At 71.2% G+C, this 16,193-nt stretch carries 16 protein-coding genes; 8 read left to right on the top strand and 8 right to left on the bottom strand.

Going from position 1 to position 16,193, the window contains the following annotated elements; genetic code table 11:
* Positions 1-32 precede the first annotated feature (32 nt).
* The gene (locus ACNTMW_RS03490; RefSeq protein WP_426631867.1) at positions 33-1,025 is read right to left on the bottom strand and encodes a S1C family serine protease; all 993 of its coding nucleotides are present in this window, start codon (positions 1,023-1,025) and stop codon (positions 33-35) included.
* Between the two features lie 97 nt (positions 1,026-1,122).
* On the opposite strand from ACNTMW_RS03490, the gene ACNTMW_RS03485 reads away from it, so the two are divergent.
* Entirely contained in the window at positions 1,123-1,446 is a 324-nt protein-coding gene (locus ACNTMW_RS03485) for an antibiotic biosynthesis monooxygenase family protein (RefSeq protein ID WP_426631866.1), read from the top strand.
* Positions 1,447-1,455: 9 nt separating this feature from the next.
* On the opposite strand, the gene ACNTMW_RS03480 is transcribed toward ACNTMW_RS03485, so the two are convergent.
* Together ACNTMW_RS03480 and ACNTMW_RS03475 are read right to left on the bottom strand one after the other, a co-directional pair.
* Complete coding sequence (locus ACNTMW_RS03480; RefSeq protein ID WP_426631865.1) at positions 1,456-2,325, bottom strand: hypothetical protein; 870 nt, start codon at positions 2,323-2,325, stop codon at positions 1,456-1,458.
* A 141-nt stretch (positions 2,326-2,466) separates the two neighbouring features.
* Positions 2,467-2,922, bottom strand: coding sequence for a GNAT family N-acetyltransferase (locus ACNTMW_RS03475; protein WP_426631864.1), 456 nt, complete (start codon positions 2,920-2,922; stop codon positions 2,467-2,469).
* A 72-nt stretch (positions 2,923-2,994) separates the two neighbouring features.
* On the opposite strand from ACNTMW_RS03475, the gene ACNTMW_RS03470 reads away from it, so the two are divergent.
* Entirely contained in the window at positions 2,995-3,327 is a 333-nt protein-coding gene (locus tag ACNTMW_RS03470; protein ID WP_426631863.1) for a hypothetical protein, read from the top strand.
* 162 nt (positions 3,328-3,489) lie between these two features.
* Positions 3,490-4,275 carry a PhzF family phenazine biosynthesis protein gene (locus ACNTMW_RS03465; protein WP_426631862.1) on the top strand — a complete coding sequence of 262 codons (786 nt, stop codon included), beginning with the start codon at positions 3,490-3,492 and terminating at the stop codon, positions 4,273-4,275.
* A gap of 445 nt (positions 4,276-4,720) precedes the next feature.
* Here the strand turns inward: ACNTMW_RS03465 and ACNTMW_RS03460 are convergent, their stop codons facing one another.
* Entirely contained in the window at positions 4,721-7,162 is a 2,442-nt protein-coding gene (locus ACNTMW_RS03460; protein ID WP_426631861.1) for a beta-xylosidase/alpha-l-arabinosidase, read from the bottom strand.
* Positions 7,163-7,492: 330 nt separating this feature from the next.
* Here ACNTMW_RS03460 and ACNTMW_RS03455 point away from each other — a divergent pair, with 330 nt between their 5' ends.
* The 4 genes from ACNTMW_RS03455 to ACNTMW_RS03440 all read left to right on the top strand — a co-directional run bounded on the left by ACNTMW_RS03455 (position 7,493) and on the right by ACNTMW_RS03440 (position 11,781).
* Entirely contained in the window at positions 7,493-8,770 is a 1,278-nt protein-coding gene (locus ACNTMW_RS03455) for an extracellular solute-binding protein (protein ID WP_426631860.1), read from the top strand.
* Entirely contained in the window at positions 8,767-9,732 is a 966-nt protein-coding gene (locus ACNTMW_RS03450) for a carbohydrate ABC transporter permease (protein ID WP_426631859.1), read from the top strand. Before ACNTMW_RS03455 ends, ACNTMW_RS03450 begins: the two co-directional genes overlap by 4 nt.
* Before the next feature lie 23 nt (positions 9,733-9,755).
* Complete coding sequence (locus tag ACNTMW_RS03445; RefSeq protein WP_426631858.1) at positions 9,756-10,613, top strand: carbohydrate ABC transporter permease; 858 nt, start codon at positions 9,756-9,758, stop codon at positions 10,611-10,613.
* A gap of 148 nt (positions 10,614-10,761) precedes the next feature.
* Positions 10,762-11,781, top strand: coding sequence for a LacI family DNA-binding transcriptional regulator (locus ACNTMW_RS03440; protein ID WP_426631857.1), 1,020 nt, complete (start codon positions 10,762-10,764; stop codon positions 11,779-11,781).
* Between the two features lie 92 nt (positions 11,782-11,873).
* Here the strand turns inward: ACNTMW_RS03440 and ACNTMW_RS03435 are convergent, their stop codons facing one another.
* Both ACNTMW_RS03435 and ACNTMW_RS03430 read right to left on the bottom strand, forming a co-directional pair.
* A complete protein-coding gene (locus tag ACNTMW_RS03435) occupies positions 11,874-12,317 on the bottom strand; it encodes a cupin domain-containing protein (protein ID WP_426632132.1) in 444 nt (147 codons plus the stop codon).
* Positions 12,318-12,386: 69 nt separating this feature from the next.
* Positions 12,387-13,343 carry a TIGR03621 family F420-dependent LLM class oxidoreductase gene (locus tag ACNTMW_RS03430; protein ID WP_426631856.1) on the bottom strand — a complete coding sequence of 319 codons (957 nt, stop codon included), beginning with the start codon at positions 13,341-13,343 and terminating at the stop codon, positions 12,387-12,389.
* Between the two features lie 73 nt (positions 13,344-13,416).
* Between ACNTMW_RS03430 and ACNTMW_RS03425 the strand changes: the two genes are divergently transcribed.
* Positions 13,417-13,620 (top strand): hypothetical protein, encoded by a 204-nt coding sequence (locus ACNTMW_RS03425; protein WP_426631855.1) that lies wholly within the window; start codon positions 13,417-13,419, stop codon positions 13,618-13,620.
* Here ACNTMW_RS03425 and ACNTMW_RS03420 read toward each other — a convergent pair.
* Both ACNTMW_RS03420 and ACNTMW_RS03415 read right to left on the bottom strand, forming a co-directional pair.
* Complete coding sequence (locus ACNTMW_RS03420) at positions 13,578-14,378, bottom strand: GNAT family N-acetyltransferase (RefSeq protein WP_426631854.1); 801 nt, start codon at positions 14,376-14,378, stop codon at positions 13,578-13,580. The genes ACNTMW_RS03425 and ACNTMW_RS03420 overlap by 43 nt on opposite strands.
* Positions 14,379-14,380: 2 nt before the next feature.
* Entirely contained in the window at positions 14,381-15,919 is a 1,539-nt protein-coding gene (locus ACNTMW_RS03415; protein WP_426631853.1) for a glycosyltransferase family 2 protein, read from the bottom strand.
* Between the last annotated feature and the right edge of the window lie 274 nt (positions 15,920-16,193).

Raw genomic sequence — 16,193 nt, 5'->3', positions numbered from 1 at the left:
GACCCGGGGTCGGGGTGCCGTCGTGCCGACCGCTACGAGCCGATGATCTGGTTGGCTATCTGCTTGGCGGTATTGCTCGGGATCGCGAATCCCACGCCGATGTTGCCCTGGCTCTGGCCGGCGGTGGCGATGGCGGTGTTGATGCCCACCACCCGACCGGTGTTGTCGACCAGTGCGCCGCCGGAGTTGCCCGGGTTGATCGCGGCGTCGGTTTGGATCGCGTCCGCGATCGCGAAGCTGGCGCCGCTGTTGGTACGACCGGCACTGCGCAGGTCGCGGTGCAGCGCGCTGACGATGCCGGCGGTCACCGTGCCCTGCAGGCCGAGCGGGCTGCCGATCGCCAGGACCGTGTCGCCGACCCGGACCTTGTCGCTGTCGCCGAACGTGGCCGCGTCCAGCCCGGAGACCCCGTTCGCCCGTACCACCGCGACGTCGTGCGCCGAGTCGGTGCCCACGATACCGGCCGTCGCCGTCCTGCCCCCGGCGAAGGTCAACTCGACCGTACGGTTACGGGCCATCGACACCACGTGGTTGTTGGTGAGTACGTAGCCGTCACTGGTCAACACCACGCCCGACCCCTCGGCCGGGCCGGCGTCGATCGAGACGACGCTCGGCTGGACCGCCGCGGCGACGGCCGCCAGCGACGAGCGGTCCACGACCCCACGGGCCGGTGTGCCGATCCGGAACGGCGTACCGGACATCCCGTCCATCCGGTGTGCCAGGTAGCCCCCGGTGAGGCCGGCGCACAGCGCCAGGACCACCGCGGCCAACCCGCTGGCCAGGCGGGTCCGCCAGCGGTGCGGCGGCGCGGTGGGTGGACCGGCCGGTGCGGTGGCGGGCCCGATGACGGGACCGGCGGCGAGCCCGGTGGCGCTCCCGTCAACGAGGACGGCGCTGGGCTCGGTGCGGTAGGGCTGGTCGGGCATCCATCGGGGCAGCGGGCCGGCCGGAGGCTGCGGGCACGGTGAGGCGGGAGGCGCCGGGCCGGCCCCCGGCTGGTCGGGGACGGGTTCGATGGGTGTCATAGATCCCAGCGTGGCTCCGCCTGCTTCGCGAGTGCTGAACCATGCCTGGGAGGTGGCTGAGACTACCCGCGCGCCGTTGACGGTTTACGGTGGATCCATGGCCGTTGTGAAGATCAACGCGATCGACATACCCGAGGGCGCCGGACCGGAGCTGGAGCGCCGTTTCGCCGCCCGGCACGGCGCCGTCGACAAGGCGCCCGGGTTCCTCGGCTTCGAGCTGCTGCGACCGGTGAAGGGCGAAAGCCGTTACTTCGTCTACACCCGGTGGGAGAGCGAGGAAGCATTCCAGGCATGGGCCAACAGCGGGGCCCGCGAGGCGCACGCCGGGCAGCAGCAGCGCCCGGTGGCCACCGGTGCCACGCTGCTGGAGTTCGAGGTGGTGCAGCGCACCGAGCCCGGGGGAGGCCAGTCCGACGCCTGAGCGGCCCGCCTATCCGCGCGGCCGCAGCTGGGCGGTGACGCTACGGCAGACCCCCGCGCCGTAGTCCAGGCCCAGCTCCTGTGGGTACCGGGTGAGCACGGCCAGTACGTACCGGTCGACCACGGCCAGGCAGTTGACGTGCCACTCGTCGCCGACCACGGTCCAGCCGTTCTTGATCGGGATCTCGCCGGCCGCCGCGTCCGGCAGCGCCTGGACGACGCCGAACCGGCCCTCGCCGCGTACCTGACGCATCTCGCCGAGGATCCATGCGGTCCACGTCGGTCCGGCGGCGCGCCCGTCGGCGACGCAGGCGCCCAGGCGCACGGCGTCGCGCGCCGAGACCTGGGTACGGCTCCACCAGTCGTCGAAGACCGACGTGTCGGTCAGTCCGCAGATGCTGATCATTCGCTGGACCACGGCATTGCCGCCGCCGATCTGGTAGGCGTCCTCGGCCGCGGCGTCGTCGCTGTCGCGGATCATCCGGCTCAGCTCGGCCATCCGGTCGACGTCGGGCTGCGCGCCGGCCAACCGGCGCAGGTAGTCCGAGGCGATCCAGATCTTGATCATCGACTCGGTGCTGTTGGTGTCGCTGACGTCGTTGGCCGAGCCGGTCAGCGTGCCGGTCCTCCGGTCGAGCAGGGCCCACGAGTAGAAGCCGTCCACAGCCACGTCGACCCGGCCGGGCGCCAGCAGCGGGGCAGCGGCATGCTCCGCCAGGCCGTACGTGGTCTGCGGGGTCGGCTCCGGGGGGTGCTCACGCGCGAACGGTGCCGGCCGGACGACGTCCGGCCCGGCGTCGATGGTGCCGGACCACACCCCGACCGCCCCGAATGTCAGGGTCGCGAGGGTGAAGGTGGTGAACATCGTGCGGAAGCGCACCGCGATCGAACTCCTCCGGTGGCGCGGACTCCCTCTATGCAAACCCAGCGTGCCCGGGTGGTGCACCTACCGACACTCGGAAATCATTGACCGTGACCTGGGAGCGGGCTGGACACCGGGCGGGTCAGGGGAGCGGGCGGGTCAGGGGAGCGGGCGGGACCAGGCGACCTCGTGCTCCAGCTGGCCGGTCCGGCGGAACAGACGTACCTGGTGGGTCGCCGCCAGTACCTCCGCCAGCCGGTCACGGTCGGCCGCGGCGAAGCCCAGCCGCTGCCAGAACGCTCCCGACCGGCGACTGAACAGCCAGGCTTGACGGGCTCCGGCCGCCGACGCCCGATCCAGGGCGAACCGGCCGAGTGCCTGTCCGATCCCCTGTCCCCGCAGGTCCGCGTCGACGGCGACGCTGCGGATCAGAACGTCCGTGCCATTCTCGGATCGCTCGTAGCCGGTGCTTCCGCGTACCGTGCCGGCCTCGTCCCGCAGGATCCACAGCCGGACCCCGGGCGCGTCGAGGCCGCTGCGGGTCAGGTCCGTTCGGGCGAGGAAGTCGACGAGATCGGGAACGTCCGAGCGGGACAGCGGGGCGAGCCGATCCACACGGTGATCTTACTGGGTGTGTCCCATTTGGGTGTGACTGTCGACGTCGGCTTGGTCGGCACCGTGTGCGGCATGACGTACGCCAGTGACCTGACGGACGAGCAGTGGGCGCTGCTGGAACCGGTGTTCAACGCGCCGGGCAAGCGGGGACCCAGGCACGCACCCGACCTGCTCGAGCTGCGCCGAGTCGGGTGGGACGACAAGCAGCCGGTGTTCCGACCCATCCGGCACGCCTGGCGCGTCGAGGTCGCCCACGGCCGCCTCGGACGCTCCCGCCGTCTTGCGAAGTCGTTCGAGAGCACCACCACCTCGGCAACTGGCTGGCTCCAGGTCGCCTGCATCGCGACCACCCTGCGCCACCTGTCACGAGTACGTGCCCAGCGTGCACTCCCGCTCGCAGCGTGACCGGGGGGATCGTCGCGCGGAATGCGGCATGAGTGAACCGGTGGCCCAGTGCGCCGGTGGCGTGGGTGTGAGCCGGGGAGGCACCGATCACTCGGTCCCGCATCGCCGGGGCGGACGGTGACCGTCGCGGGCCCGCGGATGTCGCGTCCGTACCATGCGGCCATGCGGGTCCCGATCTTCCAGCTCGACGCCTTCACCACTCGCCGCTTCGCCGGCAACCCGGCCGCCGTGGTGGTGCTGGACCGGTTTCTTGATGACGCTCTGTTGCAGGCCGTGGCCGCGGAGAACAACCTCGCCGAGACGGCGTTCGTCGTGCCGTCCGAGGAGCGGTACCGGCTGCGTTGGTTCACGCCGACAGTGGAAGTGCCATTGTGCGGGCACGCGACGCTGGCGGCGGGCGCCGTTGTCGTCGAGCGGCTGGAGCCCGGCCGCGACAGCGTCGTGTTCGACACCGCCAGTGGGCCGCTGACGGTCGACCGCGAGGACACCGCGTATCGGATGGAACTGCCCGTTCGCACGGTGCGCGCCGTGCCGCCGCCGCTGGCGTTGTCGGCCGCGCTCGGCGTCACACCGGTGGAGACAGCGATCGACGGGAACAACTACCTCGCCCTGCTTTCCGGGGCCGACGACGTCCGGTCCCTCCAACCGGACCTCGCCGCGATCGCCCGTCTGGACCGGACCGGAGTCGTGGTGACCGCCGCCGGCGACGGCATGCACGACTTCGTCAGCCGGTACTTCGCACCGGCGAAGGGCATCCCCGAGGACCCGGTGACCGGCGGAGCGCACTGCGCGCTCGTGCCGTTCTGGGCGGCACGGACGGGCAAGGACACCTTCTTCGCGTACCAGGCGTCGCGGCGCGGCGGTGAGCTGGCCTGCCGCCTCGTCGGCGACCGGGTGCAGCTGCACGGCTCGTGCGCGTTCTACCTCGAGGGCCACATCGAGCTCTGACCCCCGGCCGGTCGCGCGTCCACTCATCGGCAGAGAGCGCGTTGCGCTCCCCGGCTCATCGGTCCGGAGAAATGGGACACACCCAGTTATGGCCGGCGATCGGCAAGAATAAGATGGCTAGCCTCCTAGGATGCTGTACGCGACGTGACGCGAGTCCCGCGAACGACGTGACGCGAGTCCCGCGAACGACGTGACACCGGTCGGGCAAAGCCGGGGCGCCGCGAGGATGCCAGGGGATGTCACGGGGCAGGCGCGAGGACGCGGCGGGAGAGGGCAGCGCGGGTGGAGGTCGCCGTACCGGCGCCGAGAGGGGTGGTCCCGGCGCCGGTACGGCGGCCATTTCCCCAGGTCCCCCTCTGGCGGGGGAATTGCGGTGCGTCCTGACATCGGCGGCGACCGGCGGTGGTTGAGGTTTTCCGTCGAGGCGGCGCCGGACCGTGGTGGCTTACCGCACCGTCACCGCGGCGGTGAGCTGCCGCCGGTGGTCGACGACGCGCTCGTCGCCGACCAGCCGCACGCCGACCGCGTACCGGTGCGTGGCACTCGACGTCGACAGCCGCAACTCCAGGTCGCCGGGCTCGACGACGCGCCGGCCCGCGCGGCCGGTGAACGAGGCGAGGTCGGTGTGCACCCGGAACTCCACCTGCCGGGTCTGGCCGGCGTCGAGGGCGACCCGGGCGTACCCGATCAGCCGCACCACCGGGCGGGTGACCTGCGCGACCGGGTCGTGCAGGTAGAGCTGGACGACCTCGGCGCCGGCCCGGTCGCCGGCGTTGCAGACGGTCAGCGACACGGTGAGCGCACCGTCGGTGGGCAGCTCGACGGGCGCATCCGCCGCGAGGGGTGCCCCGTCGACGCGGACGTCGTCCCAGGTGAACCGGGTATAGGACAGGCCGTGCCCGAAGGGGTACAGCGGGGTCGGGTCGACGCTGCTGACGTCGGTGTGGTGCCCCAGAGCCGGGGTGAGGTAGGTGGCCGGCTGCCCGCCGGGGTGGCGGGGGACGCTGACCGGCAGCCGGCCGGACGGGCAGACCCGGCCGGACAGGACGCCGGCGAGCGCCGGAGCGCCCTCCTCGCCCGGGAAGAACGCCTGTACCACGGCGGCCAGCCGGCCGGCGACCGCGCCGAGGGCGTACGGGCGGCCGGTGAGCAGGACCAGCACGACGGGCGTACCGGTGGTGAGCAGCGCCTCCAACAGGTCCTGCTGGACGCCGGGCAGGCGCAGGTCCACCGCGTCGCAGCCTTCGCCGGAGGTGCCCCGGCCGAACAGCCCGGCCCGGTCACCGAGGACCACCACACAGACATCGGCGTCGGCCGCCGCCGTGACGGCCGCCGGAAAACCGGCGGTGTCGGAGTCGTCGACCCCGCAGCCGGCGGCGTACGTGACCGAGGCACCGGGCAGTTCGGCCCGCAGCGCATCCAGCGGGGTGTCGACGTCGATCCCCATCGGTGTGTCGGGGTGCTGGCTGCCGACGTGGCTGGGAAACGAGTAGCAGCCGAACAGGCCGGTGACGGTGTCGGCGAGCGGGCCGACCAGCGCGATCCGCCCGGTCGGCGGCAGCGGCAGCGCGCCGTCGTTGGCGAGCAGCACGATCGACTCTTCGGCCAGCTGCCGGGCGAGGGCACGGTTGGCCGGCGGGTCCAGGTCCACCGCGCCGGGCCGGTGCGCCGGCCCGGCGCCGTTGTCGGTGCTGCTGTCACCGGTGCTGCTGTCGCCGGCGGCCAGCGCCGCCGGGACCGGTGACCAGTCCGGGTCGAGCAGCCCCAGCTCGCACTTCTGGCGCAGGACCCGGCCGGCGGCGCGGTCGACCAGCGACTCCGGGACGGTGCCGGCCCGGACGGCGGCGACCAGGGCCGGGCCGAAGCAGTACGTCGCTGGGAGTTCGACGTCCACGCCGGCGGCCAGTGCCAGCCCGGCCGCCTCGCCCGCGTCGGCGGCGGTGTGGTGCAGCAGGTACAGGAACTGGATGCCGTAGTAGTCGGTGACGACGGTGCCGGTGAAGTCCCACTCGTCGCGCAGTACGCCGGTGAGCAGGTCCGGGTGGGCGTGGGCCGGTACGCCGTCGATCTCGGCGTACGAGGGCATGACCGATCCGGCGCCGCCGTAGCGGACCGCCATCTCGAACGGCGGCAGCAGGACGTCGGCCAGCTCGCGCGGCCCGACCGCGGCGGGTGCGAAGTTGCGGCCGGCGCGGGAGGCGGAGTACCCGGCGAAGTGCTTGAGCGTCGCGACGACCCCGGCGGACTGCAGGCCCCGGACGTAGGCGGTGGCGATCGTGCCGACCAGGTAAGGGTCCTCGCCGATGGTCTCCTCGACACGGCCCCAGCGGAGGTCGCGGGCGACGTCGAGGACGGGCGCCAGCCCCTGGTGCACCCCGAGTTGGCGCATCGTGGCGCCGGTCCGGGTGGCCATCCGCTCGACCAGGTCGGGGTCGAACGTGGCACCCCAGGCCAGGGGAGTGGGGTAGACGGTGGCGCCCCAGGCCATCAGCCCGGACAGGCACTCCTCGTGGACCAGCGCCGGGATGCCGAACCGGTTGGCGGCGGCGACCTCGGCCTGGACCCGGGCGAGCGCCCGCGCGCCCGTCGCCGGATCGACCGGCGCGGTGCCGAACGGCCGGGTGAGCTGGCCGAGGCCGGAGCCGATCAGGTCGGCCCAGGACGCCCCGTCGTCGGCGAGGTCGTGCTGGTGCGGTGCCATGTCGCCGGGGGTGGCCGACGCGCCGGGCCAGTAGCTGCCCAGCTGTCCCACCTTCTCCTCGAGGGTGAGCCGGCCCAGCAGGTCGGCGACACGCTCCGCGGTGGACAGTGTCGGGTCCTGCCAGGGCGCCGGCCCGGCCTCGGCTGACAGTTCGGTGCCGACCGCGGTTTCGCCGCCCTGGTGCACAGCAGTCTCCTTCGCTCGTATCCGGTGCTGCCCGGTGCCCGGCGGCACCGCGACGTGGTCGGTCGCGTTGCCGCCGGGGCCGCAATGTTCCGGACGTTTTTCCGGAACTTCATGCCGAACCGTACCGGAAACCCGGCCCCCGGCGGTACCCACCGCTATTGATGAGAGTTAAATCTTGACGCCGCTTTCACGCCGTCGTAGCGTGCGCCACATCATCGCGAAAACTACCGAGCGGCGCCTGGAAATTTTCGGGTACGGCTCGTCCATGCGAGTGTCCGGAAGGGATGCCTGATGACCACCATGCACCTCTCTCGCCGATCGTTACTGGGCTTGGCCGGTCTCGGAGCGGGCGCGCTGGCGCTCGGTGCCGCTGGCTGCGGCAGCGACGGCAAGTCCGCCGGCAACGGTGCCGGGGAGCTCGACATTTGGGCTCTCCAGGACACCGTCCAGAACAAGGTGCAGCGGACGGCGATCGACAAGTACAACGCCACCGCCAAGGGCAAGGCCAAGCTCACGACGTACGACAACGACCCGTACAAGCAGAAGCTGCGGATCGCGATGGGCAGCCCGCAGCAGCCCGACGTCTTCTTCAACTGGGGCGGCGGCAGCATCCGGCAGTACGTGCAGAGCAACCTGCTGGTCGACCTCACCCCGATGCTGGACGCCGACCCCGCGTTCAAGGCGAAGTTCCTGCCGTCGGTGCTGGACGCGGGCAAGATCGGCGACAAGTACTACGGGATCCCCAACCGGGGCATGCAGCCGGTCGTCATGTTCTACAACCAGCAGGTGTTCGACAAGGCGAAGGTGTCCGCGCCGCCGAAGACCTGGGCCGAGCTGATGTCGCAGGTGGACGCGTTCAAGGCGGCGGGCGTCTCGGCGTTCACCCTCGCCGGCTCGCAGCCGTGGACCATGCTGATGTGGCTGGAGTACCTGGTCGACCGCATCGGCGGCCCGACCGTCTTCGGCGGCATCGCCGGCGGCAACAAGGACGGCTGGCGCGACCCCGCGGTCACCCAGGCCCTCAACGCCATCATCGACCTGGTCAAGAAGGGCGGCTTCAACAGCAACTTCGCCTCGGTCGGCTACGACGGCGCGTCCGGCGCGGGTACCCTGTTCGCCCAGGGCAAGACGGCGATGCATCTGATGGGCTCGTGGGAGTACACCGCGCAGCTCGACCAGCAGCCGGCCTTCGCCAAGAGCGGGCTGCGCTGGGCCGCGTTCCCGGCGTTCGATGGCGGCAAGGGCGACCCGAAGGCGGTCGTTGGCAACCCGACCAACTACTTCTCGGTCACGAAGCGCTCCGACAACGTCGACGGCGCCAAGGAGTTCCTGAAGCTGATGGCCTCCGACGAGTACGTCGACACCTGGATCGCCAACGGTGACGTGCCCGCCATCGCCGGGATCGAGAGCAAGCTGGCCCAGTCCAAGAACGGGGAGTTCGGCACGTTCGCCTACACGATGGTGCAGGAGGCCCCGAGCTTCCAGCTGTCGTGGGACCAGGCCATCGAGAACAAGTACGCTCAGCCGATGCTGACCAACCTGCAGAAGGTGTTCCTGGGCCAGCTTGACGCGAAGGGCTTCGTCGACGCCATGGTGGCGGTTCCGTGACGACGACCGGAACCGTCGTTCCGACGCCCGCGTCGGCGATCCGGCGCAGCCGACGCCCGGCCGGTCCCGCTACCCGCGGGGCTGACCGGGCGCCCCGGCCGGGGGCGGCGTACGTGCTGCCGGCCGCGGTGTTCTTCCTGGCCTTCGCGGTCGTACCGGTGATCGGCGTGTTCGTGCTGTCGTTCACCTCGTGGCAGGGGCTCGACGATCCGCGGTTCATCGGCCTGGAGAACTGGCGGCGGCTGACCACCGACCCCGCGGTGCTGAAGGCGACCGGCACCACGGTCGCGCTGACCGCGCTGAGCTGGGTCACGCAGACCCCGGCCGCGATCGCGATCGGGGTGTGGTCGGCCGGCCGGCAGCGCAACCGGGCGGTGCTGTCGGCGGTGTTCTTCCTGCCGCTGCTGCTGTCGGCCAGCGCCATCGCGGTGGCGTGGCGGGCCATGATGGACCCGAACTTCGGTGTCGCCAAGTACATCGGTCCGTACCTCGGGTTCCCCGACAGCAACATGATCGGCGACCCGAAGGCCGCGCTGTACGTCATCGTGTTCGTCCTGGCGTGGCAGTTCGTGGCGTTCCATTCGCTGATGTACCAGGCGGCGACGCGCAACATCCCGGCCATGCTCTACGACGCGGCCACCGTGGACGGCGCCAACCGCTGGCACACCTTCCGGTACGTCACCCTGCCGCAGCTGCGGAACACGATCATCACGTCGTCGACGATCATGATCGTCGGGTCGCTGACGTACTTCGAGACCATCCTGCTGTTGACCAAAGGCGGCCCCGGCGACGCCACCGCCACGCTGCCGTACCTGATGTACCAGGACGCGTTCAACAGCTACGAGCTGGGCTTCGCCGCCACCATCGCGGTGGTCCTCATCGTGCTCGGCACCCTGGTGTCGATGCTGATCGTGCGCTTCTCCGGGTTCGGCGTCATGCGCTCCACGTTGGAAGGCGTGTAGCCGTGCCGGGCAGAGATGCAGCCGTGCAGTTCGGAGAGAGTGGGCAGCCCGTGGCCGCGCGCACCATCACCCGTCCCAACTACGTCGCCGGAGTCCTCTCGGCCTTCTGGCTCGTGATCATCGGCATGCCGGTGCTGTGGATGATCTCCTGGAGCCTGCAGCGGCGTAGCGAGTACCTGGTGCACGGCCCGCTGGCGCTGCCCAGCCGCGTCACGTTCGAGAATTTCCGGGCCGTCGTCGAGGGCGGGTTCGCCAGCTACCTGCTCAACTCGGCGGCCGTCGCGCTCGCCAGCGTCGCGCTCACCCTGGTGCTGGCGCTGCCGGCGGCGTACGCGATCGTGCGGTCGCGCAGTTGGCTGTCCGGTGCGGTGTTCCGGGTGTTCCTGCTCGGACTGGCGATCCCGGCCCAGGCCACGATCATTCCGGTGTACTGGATCCTCACCCGGCTGGAGCTCTACGACACGCTCACCGGCATCGTGCTGCCGACGGTAGCGTTCGGCCTGCCGCTGGTCATCCTGATCCTCGCCGGTTCGCTGCGGGACGTGCCGGGCGAGCTGTACGAGGCGATGACCGTCGACGGCGCCGGTCCGCTGCGCGCGTTCGTCCGGCTCACGCTGCCGCTGTCCCGAGGCGCCATCACGACGGTGGCGATCTTCAGCGGGCTCAACGCGTGGAACGGGTTCATCTTCCCGCTGATCCTCACCCAGAGTAAGGAGAAGCGGGTCGCCACCCTCGGGCTGTGGGACTTCCAGCAGCAGTACGGCGTGGACGTGCCGCGCCAGATGACCGCGGTCCTGTTGTCGACGATCCCGGTACTGTTCCTGTACCTGTTCGCCCGCCGCTGGCTGGTCGCTGGTCTGGCCGGGATGGGTGGCAAGTGACGGCGGCGACGGGCGGCACGCGAGATCGGTCGGAGACTTTCGCAAACTGGTCGGAGACTTTCGTAAACTGGGATGCGACGTCACGGCTGGCCACCGCCGCTCGCAGCCGTCCCGTCCGTTCGCGTAGACCTCGACGGAGGAGCTGTTAGTGCCGGCAGAGCAAGGGCGCAGGGTCACGATCACCGCCATCGCGCGCGAGGCGGGTGTTTCCGTGCCCACCGTCTCGCGCGTGCTCAACGGCCACTCCGACGTGGCCCCCGAGACCCGGGAGCGGATCGAGGAGCTGCTGCACCGGCACGCCTACAAGCGCCGGGTACCCGGGTCGCGCACCAACGCCAGCCTCGTCGACCTGGTCTTCACCGATCTCGACAGCCCGTGGGCGGTCGAGATCATCCGCGGGGTGGAGGAGGTGGCCCACGCCGCGGGCGTGGGCACCGTCGTCTCCGCGATCCACCGGGGTACCACGCCGACCCGCCAGTGGCTGCAGAACCTGCGTACCCGGGCCACCGACGGGGTCATCCTGGTCGCCAGCGACCTGGCCCCGTCGATCCCGGCCGAGCTGCGCCGGCTGCACGTACCGATGGTGCTCGTCGACCCGGCCGGCCTGCCGACCATCGACGCGCCGACCATCGGCGCCACCAACTGGGCCGGGGGTTTGCGCGCCACCGAGCACCTCATCGGGCTCGGCCACCGGCGGATCGGCTTCATCGCCGGCCCGCCGCGCCTGCTGTGCAGCCGGGCCCGGCTCGACGGTTTCCGGACCGCGATGGAGGCCGCCGGCATCGAGGTCGACGAGAGCCTCGTCCAGCCCGGCGACTTCTACCACAAGTCCGGCTTCGAGGGCGCGGCGGCGCTGCTCGACCTCGACCGGCCGCCGACGGCCATCTTCGCGTCCAGCGACCAGATGGCCTTCGGGGTCTACGAGGCGGTACGCCGGCGGGGCCTGCGGGTACCCGACGACGTCAGCGTGGTCGGCTTCGACGACCTGCCGGAGGCGTGCTGGTCACCGCCGCCGCTGACCACCGTGCGCCAGCCGCTGGTCGAGATGGGCCGGCTGGCGGGGCGTACGGTGCTGCGGCTGGCCCAGGGCGAGCCGCTGGACACCCCGCGCGTCGAACTCGCCACCGAGCTGGTCGTCCGGGAGAGCACCGCGCCGCCGCGTTCATGATCCCCGCAATGTCGTAATCTCTGCGGCATCGGGGCGGGCCGAAGCAGCAATGCTCGCGACGTTGTACGGATCATGGGCTGCGCGCGGCCGGGTCAGATCATCCGGAAGTCCGCGTACTCGAAGCCGGGCGCCACGACGCAGCTGACCAGGACCGGTTCCGTATCGATCGGGACGGCCGACTGCCAGACCCCGCCCGGTACGACCACCTGCGGCCGGTGCCCCGCCTCGACCCCGGGTCCGAGCGTCACCTCGACGACGTCGCTGCCCGGCGCGTCGCCGGCGCCGGCCAGGCGCAGCGCGAGCCGCCCGCCGCGGTGCCACAGCCACAGTTCGTCGGAGCGCACGGTGTGCCACCGTGACTCCTCGCCCGGGTGCAGCACGAAGTAGATCGCCGTCGCGGCGGCGCGGGGGCCGGGGTACCCGGGGAAGGCGGCCTCGACCGGCGACCGCCAGGTCTGCCGGTACCAGCCGCCCTCCGGATGCGGGGCCAGGTCGAGCTGTTCGGCCAGCGGCGGCCGGCGGTGGTCATCGACCATCCCGGTCACCGGCCATCCCGGTCCTCGGCCATCCCGGTCACCGGCCATCCCGGTCCTCGGCCATCCCGGTCACCGGCCGGCGAGGCGTTCGACCACGGGCGCGAGTTGGTCGATGTCGCCGACCATGACGGAGCTGATGCCGAACCGGTCGCGCAGCTCGACGATCTTCCGGGTCAGGTCGTCAACCGAGCCGATGAAGACGTGCGGCGACTCCAGGACCTCGTCGACGGTCAGGTCCACGCCGGTCAACCGGCGCAGCTCGTCGGCGCGCCGCTGCGCCTCGGCCCGCGCGTGGTTGGTGACGACGACCGGCCCGCCGGTCGGGTACGTGTTGAGCTCGATCTCGTCGAACCGGCCACCGGCCGCCTCGCGGACCCAGCGGATCTTCTCCTCGGTGGCGGCGGCGGTCAGGCTGCGGGGATCCGGCTTCGTCACGCCGTCGTCGCCGAGCGTCAGCCGGGGAGCCAGGCCGACGATCTGCGCCTGCCGGCCGGCGAGGGTCAGGGTGCGCCGGCCACCACCGCCGACGAACAGGGGCGGATGCGGCCGCTGGACCGGTTTGGGCCGGCCGTCCAGCCCGGTGATGGTGAAATGCTCTCCGGTGAAGGAGAACGGGCCGTCGCCGAAGCACCCCTTGAGGACGGCGATGGTCTCGGCCAGGCGGGAGACGCGGGTGGCGACCGGCTCGAACGGCAGGCCGATCGCGTCGTGCTCCGGACGGTTCCACCCCGCGCCGATACCGATCTCCAGCCGGCCGCCCGACAGGACGTCCAGGCTCGCCAGGTCCTGGGCGAGTACGGCGGGGTGGCGAAGACCGGCGTTGAACACGAACGTCCCGATCCGCAGCCGCTCGGTGACGGCGGCCACCGTCGCGAGTACCGGGATCGGTGCGTGCTGGTCGAGGAGGTGGTCCGGGACGACGAGGCCGCTGTAGCCGCTCGCCTCGGCCCGGCGGGCGATGCCGGTCAGTTCGGCGGCGGAGACGATGCCCGGCGCCGCGACGCCGAGGAAACGGAACGCACGCATGCCGCCCATCGTCGTCGATGCCGGCCCGGTCTGTCACGGCCGGCGGGCCGTGTGGGTATCCGCTGGCGATCCGGTGAGGCTTGTGTGGAAGCCGTTCCGTACCGTTTCCGGCCTGATCGCCAAGAGCACCCGGGCCGGCGACCCGGGCCACCTCGCGGCCGTGCGGCTGTTCGTCACCGAGACGCTGGCCCTGTTCCGCCCCATCGCGCGCGAGGTGACCACGGGCCGGGTAGCTCACCGCGATACCCGGCTGACCCCGTCGCCGGCCGTGCGGTAGTGGTACCGGCACAGCTCGGCGAAGCCGGCGCGGTCGTACAACCGCCGCGCGGCGGTGTTGTCGCCCTCGACCTGGAGGTACAGGTGGGCGGCGCCGTGGTGGGCGGCCCAGCGGGCGAGGGCGGCGAGCACGGACCCGGCGGCGCCGCTGCCACGGGCGTGCGGCAACGTGGCCATACCGAACACACCCGCCCAGCCGGTGTCGACGACCGCCCGGCCGACCGCGACGACCTCGGCCCCGGCCAGCGCCGAGGCGTAGGCGCTCGGCGGCGCCACCCGGCGGAGCATGTCCCGTTCCGGGCCGGGGTCATGTCCGGTACCGTGCACCGCCAGCCACGCCTCGAACCACGCGTCGGAGGGCTGGTCGTCGACGCGGACCTGCCGCTCGCCCGTCGGGAGCCGGTCCACGACGTGCGCGGTCGGCGCCGATTGCAGCGACATCGGGCAGTCGACGCGGTACCCGCGTTCGGCCAGCGCCTCGTCGAGGCCGGCCGGGCAGGCCCCCGGGCTGATCTGGAACCGGGTACGCGTGCCGTGGCCGGCGTAGAACTCCTCAACGGATCGGATCCTGCCCGGCAGGTTCACCGGCGCGGCATCGCCATGGGGTAACACCGAACCGGCCCACCATGCGCCGCTGTCCGTGTACCGCAACCACCACCCGTCGCGGTGGTCGACGACGACCGCGGGGAAGGCCCGGGCCGCTCGTTCCTGTACTCCGCTGACAAGGCCCGGGGCGCGGGCGTCAGCCACCGTCGACATGGTCATGACGGTTTCGCGACGACAACGAACTTGTTCTCGGCGCGCCGGGCGAACTTCACGAACCCGCGCAGCCCGGGGAGGCTCTCCATCAGCCCGAAGATCGGGATCAGCACGACCACGGCCAAAGGCTCCCACCACTTGCGCCGGCCGTCACCGGATACTCCGGCATTGATCCGCAGGCCCTCCCAGTACATCCAGATCGTGTAGGCCATGTTCAGCGCCCAGAACGGGATGACAAAGACCGCCTCCGGAGATGTATTGGGATCAGCGACAAGAATGCTGAGGAGAGAAACTACTCCGACATTCGTGATCGGGCCGAGGACCCACGACAGCACCGAATATCCGAGCATCAGCCGATTTCGTAGCTGCAGCGACCGGTTGAATATCAGGGCCGCCAGGCCCCAGGACCAGCGCTCGCGCTGCCGGAAGAAGTCGCGGAGGCTGGCCGGTGACGCGCCGTAGCACCGCCCGCCGAACCAGGCGCTCCGGCCCCCGTGGCGGGCACTGAAGATCAGTGCGAACTGGGCGTCCTCGACAATGCTCCGAGGGCCGAAGTCCCAGCCTATTGTCGCCTCGATCGAGGCCCGCACCAGCAGTAGTTCACCGTGCACGCCTGCGCGTGGCGTGCCACTGCCGGTCCAGGCCGAGAAGCGCCCCACGTCCTCGGCGGGCCGGACCGAGTCCGCGAGCCAGGTGAGCCTGTTTACCGCGTACTCGCGCGGGTACGTCAGGATGCCCTGAGCCAGGTGCTTGGCGTCGCGGCCGGCCTGAAACTGCTCCTCGATGAACCGGGCCATGGCCAGGGCGGTATCGGGGCCCACACCGGTGTCGTCATCCATGTGCAGCACCCACACGTCGTCGCAGTCCTCGTGCTCGAGGATCCGCAGCTCATGTGAATAGTGGGTGGCGCGCGCCTTGAATCTCGTTCCGTTGGCAGTGCGATACCGCCTCGGTACGGTGACAAGCCGCACCAGCTCGCTTCCGGCGGCCAGTCTGGCGATCCGGCCTGTCGCCTCGCAGCCCTCGTCGATGACGATGTCGATCCTGAGTCGGGGAAAGCATCTGGGGAGATAGGCGATGTAGGACAGGACCGAGCGCTCGAGCGCGGGGTAGGTGTCGTGCCGGCCGATGGTAGGAACGACAACGATCAGGAAATTCTCGCATCTCGTCAGCCCGCGGCCAGACCACCGGGCCGCTGACTCGCGTAGTGCCTTGCGAGTCCGTCGTATGCCGGCGATACCGGTGAGCGTGTTGACGATGGGCCACGTCCACAGTACCGTCAGCGGCCAGCCGAGCACGCCGGCAACCGGGGCGTTGGACCAGAAGTCAATCGCCACAATTGCCAGATACGACAGAAACAGCGGCCAGTACGCTGGCCTCCAGCGGGCGAGCCTGCGGTGCAGGTCTCGCGCCTGCCGCGGACCGAACGAGGTCAGCGCGCCCCGGAACTGCCACGTGCGCAGCGCTTCCCGGCCCGCAAGCCAGTGCTCCCACTCAAGCCAGGCGTCCCAATCCGGAGGCGCAGCTTTCGGTCCGCCCACTGTCGCTTCTTCCCTGCGTGCTCGTAGTCGCCGGGAATGAGTGATTACCCGTATACCGCGCGAGGTCGGCCTGGGTGGCGGTCCGGAAGTCGGTCTTGCCTTTGGGGTAGTACCGGCGTATCAGGCCGTTGGTGTTTTCGTTGCTGCCACGCGTTCCGCCGGGGTCGCGATCGCCGAGGCGCCGTCTGCGCCGATGACCCGGTTGCTCCCTGATTCCCGGGCGCCGCCCGCCCGGCCTCGGCCGGGCGGGCGGGCGGAGATGGGCCACCCCGAC

It is taken from the genome of Planosporangium spinosum, from assembly GCF_049999945.1.
Taxonomy (GTDB): Bacteria; Actinomycetota; Actinomycetes; order Mycobacteriales; family Micromonosporaceae; genus Planosporangium; species Planosporangium spinosum.
This window is presented reverse-complemented; position numbering and strand designations above follow the sequence as displayed.

Coding starts and splice junctions, on each gene's coding strand:
- ACNTMW_RS03490 (WP_426631867.1), bottom strand. CDS start 1,025: ATGACACCCATCGAACCCGTCCCCGACCAGCCGGGGGCCGGCCCGGCG.
- ACNTMW_RS03485 (WP_426631866.1), top strand. CDS start 1,123: ATGGCCGTTGTGAAGATCAACGCGATCGACATACCCGAGGGCGCCGGA.
- ACNTMW_RS03470 (WP_426631863.1), top strand. CDS start 2,995: ATGACGTACGCCAGTGACCTGACGGACGAGCAGTGGGCGCTGCTGGAA.
- ACNTMW_RS03465 (WP_426631862.1), top strand. CDS start 3,490: ATGCGGGTCCCGATCTTCCAGCTCGACGCCTTCACCACTCGCCGCTTC.
- ACNTMW_RS03435 (WP_426632132.1), bottom strand. CDS start 12,317: ATGGTCGATGACCACCGCCGGCCGCCGCTGGCCGAACAGCTCGACCTG.
- ACNTMW_RS03430 (WP_426631856.1), bottom strand. CDS start 13,343: ATGCGTGCGTTCCGTTTCCTCGGCGTCGCGGCGCCGGGCATCGTCTCC.
- ACNTMW_RS03420 (WP_426631854.1), bottom strand. CDS start 14,378: ATGTCGACGGTGGCTGACGCCCGCGCCCCGGGCCTTGTCAGCGGAGTA.